The sequence below is a fragment of the Mannheimia cairinae genome, from assembly GCF_028649535.1.
In the GTDB taxonomy this organism is placed as follows: Bacteria; Pseudomonadota; Gammaproteobacteria; order Enterobacterales; family Pasteurellaceae; genus Mannheimia; species Mannheimia cairinae.
In genome coordinates, this window is sequence record NZ_JAQSJE010000003.1 from 144,966 (window position 1) to 163,598 (window position 18,633).

Consider the following 18,633-nt stretch of genomic DNA (forward strand, 5'->3'; position numbering starts at 1 on the left):
AATGAAAAAATTGCTTAACTTTTTAACAGAGATGTTATTTTCTGTAATGGTGGCATTTATTTTCAGTTTATTTGGTTTAGATTTTACCACTTGGCTAATTATTATTTTTCTTGGGCTATTAATTTGGCACCACATTACAGAACATCGACTACTTCAAAGTTTAAATCCCGAAATCAAAAAGAGCAGTGATTTAATTAATTTAGAAACCTTTTCACAAACCATTGCTTATTACCGCAATAAAAATAAAAAAGAGAAGTTTGAAAACTTACGCTTATTATCAAAACTCAATAAAAATATTCAATTTTTACCCGATGCCATTATTATTTGCCAAGCAGACGGCACGCTCTCTTGGTGTAATCACGCAGCCCAAAAGATGTTTGATTTTTACTGGCATAAAAAAGTTGAAAAAAACATTTTCAATATTATTTTCTACAAACAATTTAAGCACTACTTTGCCCAACCGAAAAAAGGCCGACCGCTTGTTTTGCTGACTTACAACGAGCGTTATATTGAAATTCATATCCATCAATATGACCCAGAAACCTTATTAATTATTGGGCGAGATATTACTGAAATGATCCAACTGTTACGTTCAAGACAAACCTTTTTAAGTAATATTAACCACGAACTCAGAACACCACTTACGGTGTTACAAGGCTATTTAGAAATGTTATCTGATGCCCCCAAACAAAGCTTATTGCAAGAAAAAGCGGTAAAAGCAATGGAAGAACAAAGTTTGAGAATGACAAATCTATTAAAACAACTGGATATGTTGGCAAAAATTGAAACTTCATCAAATAAAGATCATAAGTTATTTAATATGTCAGCAATGATTTTATCGCTACAAAAAGAAACCGAAATACTGAATACTTGCCAACACAATATTCGTTTCAATATTCACCCTGATGTGGAAATATTAGGTAATGAAAACCAGCTACAGAGTGCGGTTTCTAATTTAATTTATAATGCGATTAAACATTCGGGCGAGGCAAATAATATTGAAATTAGCTGGCAGCCAACTAAACAAGGAATGGAATTTAAAATACAAGATGATGGCATTGGTATTGCAGAAAATCATTTACCACATTTAACCGAACGTTTTTACCGTGTAGATGAATCCCGAAGTTTAAAAACAGGCGGCAGTGGATTAGGGCTTGCCATTGTTAAACACGCCCTAGAGCAGCACCATTCGGTGTTAAAAATTACTAGTAAAGAAGGCGAAGGGGCTTGTTTCTCTTTTATTTTAAAATAAAAAACTTGCCCCAAAGTTAGCGTTAGAAATTATCTTTTTGCTGACGAAGTGTAATAAACTCTGCTAAATCAACCGCTTGCATAAAGGGGTTGATTTGCATTTCTTGCCCAATGGTGGAGGGCAAGGTTGGTTTGTTTTGCGAACGCAGTATATCGACATATTCCTGATATTCACTTAACGCACAACTTTCTGGCAACACTGCTTGTGCAAATTTTAAATTGCTTTGTGTATATTCGTGGGCTGCATAAACTTTAACGGAATTTGGCAAGGCTTTAAAGCGTTGCAATGCATCAAATTGTGCTTGGTAATTGCCGGTAAAAGTTCGCCCGCAACCTGCTGAAAAAAGCGAATCCCCACAAAATAGATAATCAAAGCCAAATAAATAGCTAATATGCTGTTCGGTATGGCCTGCACTTTCAATCACTCTCACATCGTAACCAAAAAGCTCAAAATGCTGTTCAGGCTTTACAATCTTTGTTGCAAATTGTGCCACTTCTTCTGGGCCGTAAACAGTCAGATTTGGATAAGCCTTTAAAATATCGGGCAAGCCATCTGTATGGTCGTGATGATTATGGGTAAGCAAACAAGCGGTTAAATTTAGCGAGTTTTTTGCAATAAAATCCAATACAGGTTGAGATTCAGATGGATCGACAATAATCAAATCTTTATCTTTTACAATTGCCCAAATATAGTTATCAGAAAGGGCTGGAATAGGGGTGATTGCAAGCATAGATTCTCCTTAGAAAAAGAGAGATTGTAGAAATAGGGTGGGGCATTACCAGCCACCCTCGGCACACGGAAATTTCAACCCAGACTGCTTTCTTCCGAACCTGATCAAGTAAGCTGAACACCATTGCGAGGAACCAATAACGCCCCATAGAATTACGCTTTAAGCGTAAGAGTTTCTATTATAGATAAATTTCAAAATAAGACAAGGCTGAATTTTACAAGCGGTTATTTTCTGATAACTTTTTGCAAAGTTTCCCAGAAAAACCATAGATAGTGCCAGCGTCCACACTGGTGCTTGGGTAATGAGGCTACAAGCGGTCGATTTTTCTAAAACTTTTGCAAATAAATCAACCGCTTGTTTGGGTACGAGCGAGGACGCTCGCACCATCGGGGGGGGGGGGATATATTTTGCATTTAGGCTAGGGTTATTTTTTTAATCTATTTTTTAAGGAAATATGATGAACAATAAAAGGTCTTTTACAAAAGAAAAAACAGGGCTAAATGATTTTTCACTTAGCCCTAAAAATTATTTTAAATTAAAAAATTAATGTTCTTTTTTCTCTTTTAATTTGATTAACTGACCTTCTAGTTTTTTCTTCACATCAAAAATAGCGGTATATAAATCTTCGTGTTCTGATTTTGCGACTAAATCACCTAATGGAGTGCCAATAGTTGCTTCAACTTGGAAGCTATTTGGCTGCTTAATAAGCATAAAATGTGGGTTTATTAGTTGGGTGTGGTATTTTTCTAACTTAGCTAAACGCTCCTCAATATGAGTACGGATTGCAGGGGTAATGTCCATTTGTTTGCTTGAAATATTTAGTGACATAACATTTTCCTCTTTGTTTAGTTAAGGCCTTTGCCATTGATTTCCTATATTCAACATATGCCTATCACTCCAAAAATTCAAGTGGAAAATGAAATAAGTTTCCAAAAATTTGATCTACTTAACATTTTTTGCCATTTTTCGATATAATGAAAGTAAGAATAGAAAAGCGAGAATATTATGAGCGAAAAAAAACAACTTCCACCTTTTAAAATGGACTTTTTGCACCCCAAATATTGGGGGTTATGGATTGGCTTAGCTGTTTTTAAATTAATCTTATGCTTACCTTATCCTATTTTGGTTAAAATTGGTTGGGGCCTAGGAAAATTATTTTCAAGTTTAGGGTTTGGTAAACGCAGAATGCGAATTGCAAGACGTAACTTAGAGCTTTGCTTTCCTGATTATTCCGCTGAAAAAATCGAAGCATTACTACAAGAAAATGTAAAATCTGTGGGAATGGCGATTATTGAAACCGGAATGGCTTGGTTTTGGTCAGATAAGCGTATTCTGAAATGGTCAAAAATTGAAGGGGTAGAGCATTTAAAAAGCGTAGAAAAAGATGCCGGCGTTTTGTTTGTGGGGGTGCATTTTTTAACATTAGAGTTAGGGGCAAGAATAGTGGGCTTACACCACCAAGGTATAGGTATCTATCGCCCTAATGATAATGAATTACTTGATTGGATCCAGTTTAGAGGCCGTATCCGTTCGAATAAAGCAATGATCGACCGTAAAGATCTTCGTGGAATTATCAAAGCATTAAAATCAGGAGAGACTATCTGGTATGCTCCAGATCACGATTATGGCAGACGTAATAGTGTATTTGTGCCATTTTTTGGTGTAGAAAAAACGAGTACAACAGCAGGAACTTATATATTACTCCGTTCAGCACCTAAAACGGTTGTTATTCCTTTTAGCCCAATTCGTCACGCTGATTATTCTGGTTATACAGTTAAAGTAAGCCCAATGGTAGATTTTAGTAAATGCCAAAATGAAACAGAAACAGCAGCTTTAATGAATAAAGTTGTTGAAGGCGAAATTATGAAAGCTCAATCGCAATATATGTGGCTACACCGCCGTTTTAAAACCCGCCCAAATGAAGACTTACCAAGTCTTTATAATTAATTTTAGAATAATTGCAAAAAATGCTTGCATATTTAAGCTGAATTTTGCAATCTAACAAAGAATATTGAACATAATAAAAATGCAGGAGATGATTATGGCAGCCCCATTATTTCACGGTAGTATCGTAGCGTTAGTCACACCAATGACCCACGGTGAAGTAGATTTTCAAGACTTAAAAAAATTAGTTGAATATCATATTCAAGCTGGTTCTCACGGAATTGTATCTGTTGGTACAACGGGTGAATCAACAACATTAAGTATTGATGAGAATGTTAAAGTCATCAAAAAGACAGTTGAATTTGCAGATGGTCGTATTCCTGTTATTGCAGGGACTGGTTCAAATGCAACAAGTGAAGCAATCACTATGACTAAATTATTAGCAAATAGTGGTGTTGCTGGTTGTTTAAGTGTTGTGCCTTACTATAATAAACCAACTCAAGAAGGGATGTATTTACATTATAAAGCCATTGCAGAAAGCACAGATTTACCGCAAATTCTTTATAACGTGCCAGGGCGTACAGGTAGCGATTTAAAACCTGAAACAATTGGCAGATTAGCAAAAATTGAAAACATTGTTGCAGTAAAAGAAGCAACAGGCGATTTAAGCCGTTTACCATTAATTAAACAATTAGCAGGTGATGATTTCATCTTCTTAAGTGGCGATGATGCAACAGGTTTTGAATCTATGAAACTAGGTGGGCAAGGTGTTATTTCTGTAACCAATAACGTGGCGGCAGCAGATATGGCTAAAATGTGTGAATTAGCCTTAGCGGGAAAATTTGCCGAAGCAGAAGAAATTAATAACCGTTTAATGGCATTACATAAAGATTTATTTGTGGAATCTAACCCAATTCCTGTGAAATGGGCTGCTTATAAATTAGGCTTAATTAGCGAACCTAATTTACGTTTACCACTTACAACTTTATCTGAATCTGCACAACCGGTTGTATTAAAAGCATTACAACAAGCGGGTTTAATTTAAGTATTTTTTGCAAAAACAAAAGCCGATTAAGTTTCCTTAATCGGCTTTCTTTTTACTTATGAATTAATGACGAAAATGACGCATACCTGTTAAGACCATTGCCATACCGTGTTCGTTAGCAGCATCAATAACTTCTTGATCTCGCATTGAGCCACCTGGGTGAATAACACAAGTAATACCAACTTTAGCCGCTGCATCAATACCATCACGGAATGGGAAGAATGCATCAGATGCCATTACACAACCTGCAACCTGTAAGCCTTCATCTTTTGCTTTAATACCTGCGATTTTCGCTGAATAAACACGGCTCATTTGTCCTGCTCCAATACCGATAGTTTGCCCATCTTTAGCATAAACAATCGCATTTGATTTCACATATTTCGCCACTTTCCAGCAGAATAGTAGATCTTTTAATTCTGATTCACTTGGTTTACGTTCAGAAACTACTTGTAAATCTTCGATTGAAACTGAGCCCTGATCTGCATCTTGCACTAATAAACCGCCGTTTACTCGTTTGAAATCTAAACGCTTTTGAGCAGTTGAGAACTCGCCACATTCAAGCACTCGCACATTTTTCTTCTTGGCTAATGCTTCTTTTGCTGAAACTGAAATAGTCGGGGCAATAATCACTTCCACAAATTGACGTTCCGCAATAGTTTGAGCCGTTTCGCCGTCTAGTTCACGGTTAAAGGCAATAATGCCGCCAAATGCAGAGGTCGGGTCGGTTTGATAAGCACGGTTGTAAGCCTCTAAAATATCTTTACCTAATGCCACCCCGCAAGGGTTTGCGTGTTTTACGATTACACAAGCCGGTTCCGCAAACTCTTTCACACATTCAAGAGCAGCATCGGTATCGGCAATATTATTATAAGAAAGGGCTTTACCCTGTAATTGTTTAGCGGTGGAAACAGAAGCTTCCTTCACTTCATTTTCGACATAAAATGCGGCATTTTGATGCGAATTTTCGCCATAACGCATCGTTTGTTTACGTACAAAATTTAGATTTAACGTGCGAGGGAATTGACCGCATACTTGGCTTAAATCTTCTTCCTCTGCTCCTTGATAAGGTGGCACTTTTTGCCCGAAGTAGTTTGCAATCATTGAGTCATATTGAGCTGTATGTTCAAAGGCTTTGATCGCTAAATTAAAACGGGTTTCTAAAGTTAAGCTATTTTGGTTTTTATCCATTTCAGCAAGAATCGCATCAAAATCATTATTATTGACGACAATGGCGACATCTTTATGGTTTTTAGCGGCAGAACGCACCATTGTCGGGCCACCAATATCAATGTTTTCAACCGCATCTTCAAGCGTACAATCCGGTTTTGCCACTGTAGCAGCAAACGGATAAAGATTTACTACCACCATATCGATACGTTCAATACCGTGTTGATTCATTATTTCATCATCAGTACCACGGCGACCTAAAATTCCTCCGTGTACTTTAGGGTGAAGGGTTTTTACTCGTCCGTCCATCATTTCTGGGAATCCTGTGTAGTCAGACACTTCTGTGACATTCAAGCCAGCTTCTGCCAATAATTTTGCAGTTCCACCTGTAGAAAGCAATTTTACGCCACGAGTAGCCAAGCCTTGAGCGAATTCGACAATGCCTTTTTTATCAGACACACTTAATAATGCTTGTTGAATAGCCATTTTCTAAGTTCCTTAAAATGAATGTTTTGAATGTAAAATAAAGCGGAAAGATTATAACGCAAACGTTTGCTTTTTTCATCTGCAAGCGGTTAGATTTCCGTAAAAAATTACTAAAGCAATCATTTGCAGAGATTTTTAAAGGGAGTAAAATATTACAAAGCAGATAGGAGGTATTATGGTTAATCATAATTTCGATAATTTTGAGTTTGAATATATTACAGAAAATAGTGTTAAAGCAGGTAAATTACGTTACCGTTATATAAAAGAGAACGTGATTGATGCTTACACTACCAAAGTAGATGAGGTATTTCAAGGTAAAGGGATTGCAGGTGAGCTTTACAATGCTTTAATTGCTTTTGCCCAAGAAAACAATTTAAAAATCAAACCGAGTTGTAGTTATATTGATGTAAAAATGCAACGAAGTCATCAAGAATTAATTGCCTAAAAATAGCAAGCGGTCGTAAATGTTAAAAAATTTACGACCGCTTGTGTTATTCTTAAATGTATTTACTCATTAAACAATGCCATATAAAAATTATTTTCAAAGGTATTGAGAGGAGCTCGTTTGGTTTTGCTTTCTAGCTCTCCTGTGGAATATCCATTGATAAATTGTACAAAGGCGATGCGTTCCCCTCTGGCATTTTTCATAAAGCCAGCTAAATTATAAACACCTTTTAATGAACCTGTTTTAGCGATGATATTTTTAGCTAGCGGTTCAACCGCAATAGAGCCTCTACCTGAAATTGTGCCATCAACACCAGCGATTGGGAACGTTTCAAATAAGTTTAAACTTTCTTCATTTTTAGCAATATATTCCAAAGTTTCTAGCATTGTTAAAGCACTTATTTGGTTATGGCGAGAAAGCCCTGAACCATCGGCAACGACACTATTTTTAAAATGAATATTCGCTTTAGATTTTAAAAATTGACGAATAACATAACTACCAAATTGGAAGGAGGCTGGGCGATTATGTTGTTTATTGGCAACGGTTCTAAATAATGCATCGGCAATTTGATTATCTGATTTTTTCATCATTTTCTTAAGTAAAACAGGCAATGGCTCAGAATAATGTTCAGCTAATAATTTACCGGCTTGGGAATGAAGTGGTTCTTTGATTTGGCCTGTGAACTCAATTCCTACTTTGTTCAAATGTGCTTTGATGATATTAGCACCGTAATTACTTGGATCTTGTACAGAAAAGCTTAAGCCAAAGGGTTGAGACTGGCGAGCCATACACCCTTTAATTTGATAACGGTTATTATCGTGTACTACTACATCTAATTGGCAAAATGGAGCTTCTTTTTTATCGACAATATAAGCAGAACTAAAAACTTGTACTGGATAAGCGGAAGGAATATTGACTTTAGCAAAGTCGCCTATGTTTTGATCGGCATTAAGCGTGACATAAAAGCAGTTTCGATCAATATTGATAGCAGCAGGCGGTGCACTAAAACACATTGTTAAATCGTTCCAAATCCAGCCGGATGCTTTGTCGTGACTTGCAAAAACAGAAGTATCAAGAATTAAATCGCCCTCAATTTTTTTGATATTTTGCTGTTTTAATTTGCTAATTAGTAGGTGTATAGAACCATTAAAACTAAGAAATAAAAGAATAATAGGAATTTGGCGGAATTTTTCGGGAATAAGTGAAACAGAAGTATTGAAAACAGGGGCTTTGCGGTGCATTGCCCCTTTTTTTATAAAAGAGAAAAGCAAAAATAATGAATTGCGAAAAAATGGCTAAAACCTACCGCTTGCACCATTAAAACAACGAAAAAGTAAAAATGATTTAAGTGGCTTTAAATGGCGTTTAAATGAGGTCGTGACCGATATAAACTACCTGCCCGATAACCTCGAAATCTAACGCTTCATTAAAAATCACATCAATAGGGCTGTATAGCTCTTTATTATCGCTGATTAAGCGAATCCCCCCCATAATGCCTTGCACACGTTTAACCCAAAGCTGTTCCCCTTGGCGGAACACATAAATTTTACCGTCTTTAGGCTGGGTGGCGGCTTGGTTTACCAATAGCATATCGCCATCACTGATGGTTGGGTACATTGAATCACCTGAAGCAGTAATAAACGCAAGACAATTGATATATAAGCCACGCACAGCAAGTCATTGTTTACTTAGTCCAATATAATCATCAGGGGCGTAAACGTCTTGATTAAATGTACCAAAACCTGCTGAAGCCTGTACATTATAAAACGGCACACGTTCCATTTCATCTGCAGTTTGGGCTTGAATTAATGGACTTGAGCTAATTTTAGTATTTATTGTCTTACTCTCTATATATTCATTGTTATTCAAATCTTTAATAGTCAAAGAAGGCAAAATAGATATATGGTATTCTGTTGCTTTTGTTCCTTTTCGTAGCCTTTTCTTTTCAGGAAAATTTTGAGAGAGTAACTCTAATTTATCTTTTGCTCTTCTTGCAGAAGTTGGCATATCTTCTTTTCCAGCTACTTCTTGTGCAGTTACCCATTCAGATGATTGATCCATAAATTCGTCCTTTTCATTGTTAAGAAAAGGACGCGATGTCTTTTTTGTCTTATTCGTCTTTAATTCTTATATATCAAAGATACTAAAAAATAAATAAAAAGACGAAAAAGACGAAAATATATTGACTTGCGTCTTTTCCGTCTGTGTAGTCTTATTCCATAGAGTTAGACATAGGAGTAATTAAAGTGATTAACGCAATAGAATCGCATAAAACTACTAAAAATGGAAGAGATTGGCATAGAGCTGACATTATTGCAGAGCTAAAGAAGCGAGGAACATCTCTTTCTAAATTATCCATTGAGGCGGGATTATCACCACGAACTTTGAATAATGCTTTAGACAGGTCATATCCAAAAGCAGAAAAAATTATTGCTAACGCTATTGGGGTTAAACCAAGCGATATTTGGAAAAGTAGATATACCAAATAGGAGGCTTTTATGGAGTATTGGCTCACAGCTACAGAAGCTGAAGGATTGCCTGAATTTCCTACATCAGTCAGACGAATTAGGGATTATTTAGATCGTTTAACCATAAATACCCCTGAGTTCAAACGAAAACGAAATGGTACTAAAGCATTTGAATATCATATCAATTGTTTACCTATAACTGCACAACAACAACTCAAATTCAGAGTTGCCATTGCTACTATTCCACAAGTAGAGGCATTACAACCCAAACGGGACGACCCTGCTCTTATCGCAAGGCTCAATAATGCCACCGATAAAGGCAGGGAGAAAGCAAAAGGCAAGGCAGAAGCCTGTATGCAGTTGCAAGCCTTTCTCGACCAAGGGTTTAGTTATACGCAGGCAGAAGCGGGAGCGGCAACCGCTAAAAATGTGTCGCAAGGTTCTTTAAAAAATTGGTACTACAAAGTGAAAGGTCATCCGGTCCATTTATGGCAAGCGATCTTAATTTCCGAAAGTGGCAAAAGCAAAAAGCCTCAGCTTAAAGCGAAAGTTACCGAAGAAGCGTGGGATTGCTTTTTATCGGATTACCTCCGCCCTGAAAAGCCGGATTTACGGGCAAGCTACCGCCGAACCCAAACCATCGCTAAGCAATACGGCTGGCAAATGGCAAGTTTGCAGACTTTCCAACGCCGAGTGTTGGCGGAAGTGCCTTACGAGGTGATTTTGCTGAAACGAGAAGGAGCCAATGCGGTTGCCAAGTTAGTACCGGCACTACAACGCACGGTGAAAGATATTCTCGCCGGTGAATGGGTTAACGGTGACGGCTACCAGCACAACGTATTCGTGAAATGGCACACCGGCGAGATTGTCCGCCCTAAAACGTGGTTTTGGCAAGATGTTCGCACCCGCAAGATTTTAGGTTATCGGACATCGATTTCGGAGAACACCGACAGCATACGCCACGCATTAATGGATGTGATTTTTAACGTAGGCATACCGAAAACGCTCACGCTGGATAACACCCGAGCAGCAGCGAATAAGGCAATGACCGGTGGTATTGAAAACCGCTACCGCTTTAAACATACCGAGTTAGACCCGAAAGGCATTATGCCGATTTTAGGGATTGATGTGCATTTTACCTCAATTCTTTACGGCGAAGGACACGGACAAGCGAAGCCGATTGAACGTGCTTTCGGGCGAGGCGGAATTGGTGAAAAGGTGGATAAACGCCCTGAATTAAGCGGGTTTTACACCGGTAAAAGTGTAAATGATAAGCCCGATAACTACAACGGTGGCAAAGCCGGTGTGGATTACGAGGTGTTTTTAAAAGCTCTTGCAGCCGGAGTGGACGAATATAACGCCCAAACCGAACGCCATACCGAAATGTGCCGAGGCGAATTGAGCTTCGACCAAGTATGGGAGAGGGATTACCACCCAAGCAACGTAAGACAAGCCAGCCCTGAGCAGTTGCGGTTACTGTTCTTGCAGGCGGAAACGATCGGCATTAAACGCAACGGCGAATTTACGCTGAAAGCAGCTGGCAAGCTCTACGGCTTAACCAATACCTACTGGGCGGAAAGCCTGATAGGGATAACGGATAAGAAAGTAGTGGCACGGTTCGACCCTGATGACTTACACGGCAACGTGTATGTGTACAACCTAGAGGGGCAATTCTTAGCCGAAGCCGTTTGCCGAGAGGCGAAAGGATTTGGTGATACCAGTGCAAGCCGTGAGCAAGGTCGCTTATATCAGAAAGTAGTGAAAAGTGCCAAAGCTCAAGCCGAAGCCCTTGAATTACTGGAAGCTCACGAACTGGCAAGCCTCGCTCCACAAGTGGAGGTGCCGGAGCCGATAGAGAAGAAGGTAAAAGAGGTACTGGTGAAAGAAGAATTTATCGTGGATTTCAATACCGTGCGTAAAGCAACGGTGGTGGAAGAAGCCGAAGAGATCAGCGAGTTTGACCAAGCCTTTATGCGAGGTGTGTCAATGCTGAAACGGACAAAATAACGAGGCTTTAAACGTTATTTAAACATTTAAACGCTAATTTAAACGAGGTTTAAAAATGAATTTAATCGAACAAGTAAAAGGCTTTTTAACTGAAAACAACGTATCACAAGCCAAACTAGCCAAAGAAAGTGGCGTAAATGCCGGTGCATTATCCGCCTATTTAAACGGTAACTATGGCGGAGATATTGCAAATTTAGAAGCAAAATTAACCGCTTACTTTACCAAAAAAGAAGTACAGGCACGGGAATTTGTAGAAGCCCCTGCATTTATCGAAACGGCAACGGCAAAGCAGATTTTTAAAACGTTGGAATTTGCCCAAATCGCTAACTGTATGGCAACCGTTTATGGAATGTCGGGCGTAGGCAAAACCAAAGCCATTCAGGAGTTTAAAAAAGGGCGTGCAAATGTGTGGTTAGTCACCGCAAGCCCAAGCCGTGCAAGCCTTAGCGAGATTTTATATGAAATCGCCCTAGAGCTAGGCATTAGCGATGCCCCACGCCGTAAAGGCACGCTCTCACGCTTAATTGCCCGCAAAATCACAGGCACGGAAGGCTTACTGATTATTGATGAAGCAGACCACTTACCTTATGAGGCGTTGGAAGAACTCCGCATTATGCAAGAAGAAGCAAATATCGGCTTGGTGTTGGTGGGTAACGACAAAGTGTACACCCGAATGAAAGGTGGCATTAGCCCGCACCACGAATACGCAAGATTGTGGAGCCGAGTGGCAAAAAACACCAGCATCCAAAAGACCAAACAGGCAGACACCAAAGCGGTTGCCAAAGCGTGGGGGCTGGAAGAAAACACGGAAGCCCTGAAAGTAATGCAAAGTATTACCGAAACAGGCGGTGGCTTGCGAATTTTAACCCAAACGCTCCGCCTTGCCGGAATGGTGGCAAAAGGTTTAGACCGAGCGATTACCGCAGATTTGATTATTCAGGCTCGCCAAGAGTTATTAGGCAAAGGAGATTAACAATGAAAACCCCAAAACCCAAACACAGTTTTAACCGCACCAACCAAGCAGCGTGCCGTTTTTTAAAGCAAACCCAAAAGGCAATTATCCGCTTAAACAGTCTTGGCTTTACGGTGCTGAATATTGATTTTACCCGCATTAAGCCACGCATTGAGGTGGAAATTGGCAATAACAAGCACATTGCTCAAGGCTTGATTTGTGAGGGTAAAGCCTACCGCTATAGCTTCGGTAATAGCGAAGATTTAGGCAGATGGGAAGGTTACTACACAATGCTGGAAGGTATCAGAGTGTGGTGGCGACAAGCCGCAATTTACTAGGAGAAAAACAGATGAAAACCTTAGCACTATTAACCGCCCTTTTAGGGCTTGTAGGGTGTGATTTAGTCCAAAGCAAACAAGCTAAAAATTACATCGGCAACAATTTGACGGAAATCTGCGTAGATAACGTGGTGTACCTGATTTATTCCGGTGATAAAAAAGGCGGCATTACCCCGAAAGTAAACAAAGATTTTTACCCTTATACCTATACAAACAAAGAGGAAAGACAAAATGGCAAAACAACCCAATAAAACCCGAGTGAAATCAGCGGTGCAAACACTACGAGTGCAAACTCGTGAAGAGGCTGAACTGATGATTAAAGAGTTAGGTGATAAGCAACGGGAATTACAACGTCTGACAACAGCACAGAATGATGAAATTGCCGATATTACCAAGCGATATGCAGAACCTCTGCAAGCATTAAAAGAAGAGGTAGAAGACCGTCAGCAAGCCATTCAAGCCTATTGTGAAAGCCATCGTGATGAACTCACAAAAAACGGCAAACAGAAAACCGGCTACTTTAACACCGGCGAGGTGCAGTGGCGACAAAATCCACCGAGCGTGCGAGTGCTAAAAGCCGACCAAGTGATTGAGAATTTGAAACTCTTAGGCTTAACCCAGTTTATCCGCACCAAAGAGGAAATCAACAAAGATGCGATCTTACTTGAGCCGGAAACCGCACAAACTGTGGCAGGCATTACGATTAAGTCAGGTGTTGAAGAGTTTGTAATTAAACCTTTTGAGCAGGAGGTGAAGTGATGGAAACATTGAGCTTGATTGTACTAGGAGCATTCCTTGTGCCAATAGCGATTGCAGCAGCTATTTTTCTAATTTGGCTTTTTGTTTGTGTAATAGTGTTTCTATTGAATCTGTTTTAAAGCTCATTTAAAAGCCCTTTAAACCTCGCTTTGAGGGGCTTTAGTAATGTGTTTTAAACCGACAGGAGAAAATATGAAAACGAAACCAACAGAAGTGAAATTTAACCGCTATCAACATTACGCAGAGAAAGCGGCTGAAGCCGAACGCAAAGGCAACTATAAGGAAGCACAAGACCATTGGGGGGTTGCAAAGTTATCAGCCAAAAAGACCGCTAACCGTGATTGGGCGGAACAACGAGCGGAATTTTGTAAACGTGTGAACGAAAAGCCGTTTTAGGGGGGAGTATGAATACAAGAGAAAGGCTTGAATTGCGAGAGAAAATAGATTGTGTAAGAGATTTATTGTGGGAAGTAAGCACTAGTGTACTCAATGAAGAATACAGTAAAGCTAATAATATCCATAAGGCTGCTGTGAAGAAGTCTTTAGAAATAAGCGAAGCATTAGACCACGAATTACTGAAAATTAGGAACAAATATGATGACAATGACAGAAACCGTAAAAGAACAACTGAATAGCCAATTAAATGAGGCGATTATCCAGCTGATACAAGCTCAAAAGTATTTAAACCAAGATGATGCCATTCGTAGTGGAGTGTATATCGGTACGGTGCAGGATTTACTGCCAAAGGTACATTTAAAGTTATTAACGGCAAATCGGAAACATTAACAGAACATAGAGAGGAAGTAGAAATGAAATACCGATTTTTTAAAGGCGATGTAACCCAAGAGCCACTAAAAAACATTTATGCAGATTATCAAGTATCTAAAGAAGAACGTAAGGATAAGCTCAATGCTATTTTAGAAAAATATCCTTTCAATGATGGATTAATAAGTGGGGCAGGCTGGTTTCATCGAATGGTTAGTGGGATTGCTTGTAAAGCAACCAATATTAGCCAAGTTTTATGTGTTAAAGGGTTCAAGGTCAGTAAATTTGATGATGAGTTTTACCTCGTCAAACCTGATAAACGTTACAAAAAAGGGAAAGAACTTGCAGAAGATTTTAAAGCGATTAATGAAATTTATGAACAACATCGTGATTTTTCACCCTACATCTTAAAGCGTTTGAATATGCTTTATTTTGCAAGTGATTTTAGTTATTCCCCAACATCAGGGCGAAGTTATTTAGCCGTAGCTGGCATTTGTGAAAACACCTTACTGGTTAAAGTGCCAATGCCTATTGATAAAAATGATGAGCCATTTCCTGATATTGCAGAGGGATTGGTTGAGATTAAAGAAAGTGAGTTTTTAGCGATACAGGGGAAATAAAAATGGCTATTTCAACAGAACAATGGAAAGAAATTAAGCAAAAACTAGACAGTATCATAGGAAGAGTGAAATTTAGATACAAAGAGCATTTACTCACGGTAGATGTTGTACAAATTAAGCGATCTTTAAAATTAGCTGTGTATGTTGATGGGGAAATTGATGGAGCTTGGACAAAAGAAGGACACGAAATACGTCCTTATTTGGAAGAGATTTGGTATCGCAAAGAAAGCCCTCTTTTTAATGCTAAGGAGAAGAAATCATATAGAGGTTTAGTTAGTAAAAAACAGCTAAATAAAAAAGTAGTGACATACTCCCCTACGTTTCCATCGCCAACTGCCCTGATTCGTCAATATAAGACACTCGACGGGTTAGAGTTAGTAGAAACGATGTAAATTCCATTTACAGCCCATTTAACCCTTCTTTAAGTGGGCTGAATAATGTGTTTTACAGGAGAAAACAATGACAGACAAAGCCAAGCTAATCCAGCTTATCCATATTGCCAAATCGCAGCTGAATATGGACGATTTAAGCTACCGAGAGCTACTTAAACGGCTGACAAATAAAACCAGCTCAACTAAATGCACGGTGGTCGAGTTGCACAAAGTCTTACACGAGCTGCAAGCCAAAGGGGCAAAGGTAAAATATTTTGCAAAACGTGGTAAAAAACCGACCGCTTACAGCCCGGCTACCGGTGAAACAACCGTTAAAAGTGAGATTGTGCATAAAATCCGTGCGGTGTGGATTACGATGGGAAAACACGGTTTTTTAAACGACCCAAGCGAAAAAGCGTTAAATGCCTATATGCGAAAAGTAATGAATAAAAATCGCTCTGTGTTGGTGCTAAATGTGGGGGCGTTAGACGGTAATGATGCTGCCAAAATGCTGGAAATCCTGAAAAAATGGCATAAGCGTGTGATGATTAAAGCCTTAAGCGGTAAGACTTACACGGTTGATCCAAAGATAAGCTACAACGAATTAGTGGAGTGGTATAATGAAGTTATGTAGATGCCCTATTTGCCACAGCGACATACATTTAGAAGCCCTTGTGGAAGATGAAGCCGGGCGTGAGTTACTTGGCAAAACCAGCCAATTAACGCACGGCGTGGCTCAACCAATGGTTGCCTATTTAGGCTTATTTAAACCACCGAAAAGCAATCTCAGCAACTCACGAGCGTTAAAGATTTTCAAGGAAGTGTTGGCTCTCTACCCTTGCTCGTTACTGTTAGCTCACGCATTAAGTGAAACGGTATTAAGTATTCGGAAAAATCGGTTAGAAGAAATGCAAGCTGGTAAGCAAACTGAATCATTAACTAACCATAATTATCTGAAAAAAGTTTATAAAACACAGGAAGTCCACTTTGCTGTAGTCAGAACAGGGAAAGCCGAGAACGAAACCGTAAATGCAGAACAAGCAGAGCTGGAAAAAACACGCAATGCCATTGCCTATGTGCAACGGTTTATTGATTTAGGGCGTGAAGAGGTTGTAAAAAATAGCCCTGAGTATCAGATTTGGTTAGCTCATAAACCCAAATAACACAAGCCACCGGAAGGTGGCTTTTTAACTTTTTGAAAGTGCGATAAAACCTGATTTAAACAGGCTTTAAACGGGTTTTAAGATTGAGTTTTAAAAAATATTTCACAAAATAGAAATGGTTTTTTATACAATAACCGAAACGGTTTTTGGATAGGAAATAGACAATGGAATTAGTGGATATTTTTGAAGAAAAAGCCCCGGAAGTTTTAACCGATTTAGCCAAGCATATTGAAGTCGAATTAGAAGAAAAACATCAATTTACGCCGGAACAGGCAAAACAGGTCGGCATTGATATTGCACAGCGGATTGCTCAAAACTGGGGTGGCGAGGTAATTTATATCCCTCGCAATTTATTGATGGCTCTTAATGAGCGAGATATGAAAATTTACGAGGAATTTAACGGCAACAACCACCGAGAATTGGCTCGTAAGTACAATGTATCAATGCAGTGGGTATATAAAATCGTGAAGAAAGTCCATAAGGACGAAGTTGCCCGCAGGCAGATGAGTATGTTTGAGATGTAAATTATTTTCTTAGCCCTGATCATTTTCGGGGCTTTTTGTTTATAATCGGGCTGTTTTTTTAATTAATAATCTAGGGAGTTTATAATGAAAAAATTATTAAAAATAATCTTAGCACTTATTGTATTACTAATGATTATTGGGGCTATTGTTGGCAATGATGAGCAAAAACAAGAAGTAGCTCAACAACCTACTGAAACCACAGAAATTAAAACAGACAGCACTCCTGCAAAACCATCTTTTGAGGGTCGTATCTCCAAAGATGTAAAATATACTGTGAGTGAAAAAGGGATCTTAATCTTTGATAAAGCCAAAGATATGTTCCGAGAATTTAATGATTATAGAGAATCAGAAGGGGAAGTTAAATTCTTATCAGAAAAGCCACTTTCTATCTTAATCACTAAAAAATTAGATGAAGATGAAAAAAATCTAGTAAAAGAATATGGTGAAATGAGCTTTCTATATGCGATTTATCGCACATTTATGAATACACCTGAAAATCAAGTTACGGTGGAGGCTTACCCTGTATTAGTAACAGCCCAAAATAAAGAAATACCACAAAAAGCTGTTAAATTAAAAGCAACAGTAACACGAGAGAAAGCCCTTGAAATATTAAGAAAATACACCGCAGCAGAGTCTATTGACGATCTTGTGCAAACAGAAGAGAACAAAGAGTATCGCCAAGTGGGTATGAGTGGCTCAAAACTATGGGATAAGTTCGTTTATAACGAAAAAGAACGCACAAATATAGTGAAAGATTTACTGAAATAAAGAATCTTTAAACCACTTTAAAATCAAAAAAATCTCTTATTTTATAAACTCCAGTTATCAAGTAATCCTTAATAACTGGAGTTTTTTTATGTCTCAAAACCTTACCTTTCGCAAAATTTTTGACCGCTTAATCGGACACGAGGGCGGTTATGTCAATCACCCACAAGACCCGGGCGGTGAAACCAACTGGGGAATTACCAAACGCACTGCTGTCGCTAACGGTTACATTTCGGCAATGAAAAATATGACCCGTGAACAAGCCTACCAAATCTATCAAAAAGCCTTCTGGCAGCGTTACCGTTGTGACGAACTTACCCCGTCTGTGGCGTATCAGTTCTTTGATGCCGTAGTCAATCACGGTTTTGGCAATGCCAGCCGAATGTTGCAACGTGCAGCAGGTGTAGCTGATGACGGCATTATCGGCAACGTTACCGTACAGGCAATTAATGCAAAAGCGGAAAGCGATCTGTTAATGCTATTTAACGCCGAACGCCTGAAATTCTACACCAAGCTCAAAACTTTCCCGACTTTCGGTAAAGGCTGGGTAAACCGTGTAGCCGGCAACTTGGAATATGCAGCAGCTGATAATGAGGTGTAACAATGGTAAAACTACTTAAAGAGCTACTCTCAACCAACGGCACATTATCCACCACCAGTACGGTGCAATTTTTTGGCACGCTGTGTGTATTTGGGCTGATGATTTATGCGGTGCTAACTCAGCAACCTTACGCTGAAAGCCTATTAAATAATGTGTTGATTTATCTCTTCGGGGCAACCACTGCAAAAGGTGTGGTTACGAGCTATCAAGCCAAAATCAAAGGAGCGGTCAATGAACACCTTGCTGGCATTGTTAAAACTCCTCAAGCTGATTAAACGCTTTTTTGCGTGG

At 39.0% G+C, this 18,633-nt stretch carries 25 protein-coding genes, 1 other RNA gene and 1 pseudogene; 20 read left to right on the top strand and 7 right to left on the bottom strand.

Annotated elements, in window-relative coordinates:
* Position 1: 1 nt before the first annotated feature.
* Positions 2 to 1,252, top strand: coding sequence for a phosphate regulon sensor histidine kinase PhoR (gene phoR, locus PTQ27_RS04395; protein ID WP_273747896.1), 1,251 nt, complete (start codon positions 2 to 4; stop codon positions 1,250 to 1,252).
* 22 nt (positions 1,253 to 1,274) lie between these two features.
* Here the strand turns inward: phoR and gloB are convergent, their stop codons facing one another.
* The 3 genes from gloB to hpf all read right to left on the bottom strand — a co-directional run bounded on the left by gloB (position 1,275) and on the right by hpf (position 2,810).
* Positions 1,275 to 1,982 carry a hydroxyacylglutathione hydrolase gene (gene gloB / locus PTQ27_RS04400; RefSeq protein WP_273747895.1) on the bottom strand — a complete coding sequence of 236 codons (708 nt, stop codon included), beginning with the start codon at positions 1,980 to 1,982 and terminating at the stop codon, positions 1,275 to 1,277.
* A 42-nt stretch (positions 1,983 to 2,024) separates the two neighbouring features.
* Positions 2,025 to 2,122, bottom strand: an RNA gene (gene ffs / locus PTQ27_RS04405) — signal recognition particle sRNA small type.
* Positions 2,123 to 2,525: 403 nt separating this feature from the next.
* Complete coding sequence (gene hpf / locus PTQ27_RS04410) at positions 2,526 to 2,810, bottom strand: ribosome hibernation-promoting factor, HPF/YfiA family (RefSeq protein ID WP_273747894.1); 285 nt, start codon at positions 2,808 to 2,810, stop codon at positions 2,526 to 2,528.
* Between the two features lie 177 nt (positions 2,811 to 2,987).
* Between hpf and PTQ27_RS04415 the strand changes: the two genes are divergently transcribed.
* A complete protein-coding gene (locus tag PTQ27_RS04415) occupies positions 2,988 to 3,929 on the top strand; it encodes a Kdo(2)-lipid IV(A) acyltransferase (RefSeq protein WP_273747893.1) in 942 nt (313 codons plus the stop codon).
* An 88-nt stretch (positions 3,930 to 4,017) separates the two neighbouring features.
* Positions 4,018 to 4,911: a 4-hydroxy-tetrahydrodipicolinate synthase gene (dapA, locus tag PTQ27_RS04420; protein WP_434802827.1), complete on the top strand. Its 894-nt coding sequence runs from the start codon at positions 4,018 to 4,020 to the stop codon at positions 4,909 to 4,911.
* 63 nt (positions 4,912 to 4,974) lie between these two features.
* Here the strand turns inward: dapA and purH are convergent, their stop codons facing one another.
* Positions 4,975 to 6,564: a bifunctional phosphoribosylaminoimidazolecarboxamide formyltransferase/IMP cyclohydrolase gene (purH, locus tag PTQ27_RS04425; protein WP_273747891.1), complete on the bottom strand. Its 1,590-nt coding sequence runs from the start codon at positions 6,562 to 6,564 to the stop codon at positions 4,975 to 4,977.
* Between the two features lie 175 nt (positions 6,565 to 6,739).
* On the opposite strand from purH, the gene PTQ27_RS04430 reads away from it, so the two are divergent.
* Positions 6,740 to 7,009, top strand: coding sequence for a GNAT family N-acetyltransferase (locus tag PTQ27_RS04430; RefSeq protein ID WP_273747890.1), 270 nt, complete (start codon positions 6,740 to 6,742; stop codon positions 7,007 to 7,009).
* Positions 7,010 to 7,071: 62 nt separating this feature from the next.
* Here PTQ27_RS04430 and dacB read toward each other — a convergent pair.
* The 3 genes and pseudogenes from dacB to PTQ27_RS04445 all read right to left on the bottom strand — a co-directional run.
* A pseudogene (gene dacB, locus PTQ27_RS04435) lies at positions 7,072 to 8,139 on the bottom strand (serine-type D-Ala-D-Ala carboxypeptidase); the annotation flags it as partial.
* Positions 8,140 to 8,374: 235 nt separating this feature from the next.
* A complete protein-coding gene (locus tag PTQ27_RS04440; RefSeq protein ID WP_273747889.1) occupies positions 8,375 to 8,680 on the bottom strand; it encodes a S24 family peptidase in 306 nt (101 codons plus the stop codon).
* Positions 8,681 to 8,686: 6 nt separating this feature from the next.
* A complete protein-coding gene (locus tag PTQ27_RS04445; protein ID WP_273747888.1) occupies positions 8,687 to 9,070 on the bottom strand; it encodes a hypothetical protein in 384 nt (127 codons plus the stop codon).
* 185 nt (positions 9,071 to 9,255) lie between these two features.
* On the opposite strand from PTQ27_RS04445, the gene PTQ27_RS04450 reads away from it, so the two are divergent.
* The 16 genes from PTQ27_RS04450 to PTQ27_RS04525 all read left to right on the top strand — a co-directional run bounded on the left by PTQ27_RS04450 (position 9,256) and on the right by PTQ27_RS04525 (position 18,617).
* On the top strand, positions 9,256 to 9,498 hold the full coding sequence (locus PTQ27_RS04450) for a helix-turn-helix domain-containing protein (protein ID WP_273747887.1): 243 nt from the start codon (positions 9,256 to 9,258) through the stop codon (positions 9,496 to 9,498).
* A gap of 9 nt (positions 9,499 to 9,507) precedes the next feature.
* A complete protein-coding gene (locus PTQ27_RS04455) occupies positions 9,508 to 11,484 on the top strand; it encodes a transposase domain-containing protein (protein WP_273747886.1) in 1,977 nt (658 codons plus the stop codon).
* A 55-nt stretch (positions 11,485 to 11,539) separates the two neighbouring features.
* The gene (locus PTQ27_RS04460; protein ID WP_273747885.1) at positions 11,540 to 12,457 is read left to right on the top strand and encodes an AAA family ATPase; all 918 of its coding nucleotides are present in this window, start codon (positions 11,540 to 11,542) and stop codon (positions 12,455 to 12,457) included.
* A gap of 2 nt (positions 12,458 to 12,459) precedes the next feature.
* On the top strand, positions 12,460 to 12,774 hold the full coding sequence (locus tag PTQ27_RS04465) for an HI_1482 family protein (protein WP_273747884.1): 315 nt from the start codon (positions 12,460 to 12,462) through the stop codon (positions 12,772 to 12,774).
* An 11-nt stretch (positions 12,775 to 12,785) separates the two neighbouring features.
* On the top strand, positions 12,786 to 13,025 hold the full coding sequence (locus PTQ27_RS04470; protein WP_273747883.1) for a hypothetical protein: 240 nt from the start codon (positions 12,786 to 12,788) through the stop codon (positions 13,023 to 13,025).
* The gene (locus PTQ27_RS04475; RefSeq protein ID WP_040080735.1) at positions 13,006 to 13,533 is read left to right on the top strand and encodes a host-nuclease inhibitor Gam family protein; all 528 of its coding nucleotides are present in this window, start codon (positions 13,006 to 13,008) and stop codon (positions 13,531 to 13,533) included. Before PTQ27_RS04470 ends, PTQ27_RS04475 begins: the two co-directional genes overlap by 20 nt.
* Before the next feature lie 192 nt (positions 13,534 to 13,725).
* Positions 13,726 to 13,929 (top strand): ANR family transcriptional regulator, encoded by a 204-nt coding sequence (locus tag PTQ27_RS04480; RefSeq protein ID WP_273747882.1) that lies wholly within the window; start codon positions 13,726 to 13,728, stop codon positions 13,927 to 13,929.
* A gap of 207 nt (positions 13,930 to 14,136) precedes the next feature.
* Positions 14,137 to 14,319, top strand: a complete 183-nt coding sequence (locus PTQ27_RS04485) for a hypothetical protein (RefSeq protein WP_353617025.1) — start codon at positions 14,137 to 14,139, stop codon at positions 14,317 to 14,319.
* 23 nt (positions 14,320 to 14,342) lie between these two features.
* Positions 14,343 to 14,918, top strand: coding sequence for a DUF5420 family protein (locus PTQ27_RS04490; protein ID WP_273747880.1), 576 nt, complete (start codon positions 14,343 to 14,345; stop codon positions 14,916 to 14,918).
* Between the two features lie 2 nt (positions 14,919 to 14,920).
* Positions 14,921 to 15,310: a hypothetical protein gene (locus PTQ27_RS04495; RefSeq protein ID WP_273747879.1), complete on the top strand. Its 390-nt coding sequence runs from the start codon at positions 14,921 to 14,923 to the stop codon at positions 15,308 to 15,310.
* A 67-nt stretch (positions 15,311 to 15,377) separates the two neighbouring features.
* The gene (locus PTQ27_RS04500) at positions 15,378 to 15,923 is read left to right on the top strand and encodes a gp16 family protein (RefSeq protein ID WP_273747878.1); all 546 of its coding nucleotides are present in this window, start codon (positions 15,378 to 15,380) and stop codon (positions 15,921 to 15,923) included.
* Positions 15,910 to 16,452: an HI_1489 N-terminal domain-containing protein gene (locus tag PTQ27_RS04505; protein ID WP_273747877.1), complete on the top strand. Its 543-nt coding sequence runs from the start codon at positions 15,910 to 15,912 to the stop codon at positions 16,450 to 16,452. Before PTQ27_RS04500 ends, PTQ27_RS04505 begins: the two co-directional genes overlap by 14 nt.
* Positions 16,453 to 16,616: 164 nt before the next feature.
* Positions 16,617 to 16,976: a Mor transcription activator family protein gene (locus tag PTQ27_RS04510; protein ID WP_273747876.1), complete on the top strand. Its 360-nt coding sequence runs from the start codon at positions 16,617 to 16,619 to the stop codon at positions 16,974 to 16,976.
* Between the two features lie 84 nt (positions 16,977 to 17,060).
* Positions 17,061 to 17,744, top strand: coding sequence for a flagellar basal body-associated FliL family protein (locus PTQ27_RS04515; RefSeq protein WP_273747875.1), 684 nt, complete (start codon positions 17,061 to 17,063; stop codon positions 17,742 to 17,744).
* A gap of 88 nt (positions 17,745 to 17,832) precedes the next feature.
* Positions 17,833 to 18,342, top strand: coding sequence for a glycoside hydrolase family 108 protein (locus PTQ27_RS04520; RefSeq protein ID WP_273747874.1), 510 nt, complete (start codon positions 17,833 to 17,835; stop codon positions 18,340 to 18,342).
* Positions 18,343 to 18,344: 2 nt separating this feature from the next.
* On the top strand, positions 18,345 to 18,617 hold the full coding sequence (locus PTQ27_RS04525; RefSeq protein ID WP_273747873.1) for a DUF2644 domain-containing protein: 273 nt from the start codon (positions 18,345 to 18,347) through the stop codon (positions 18,615 to 18,617).
* Positions 18,618 to 18,633: the final 16 nt, after the last annotated feature.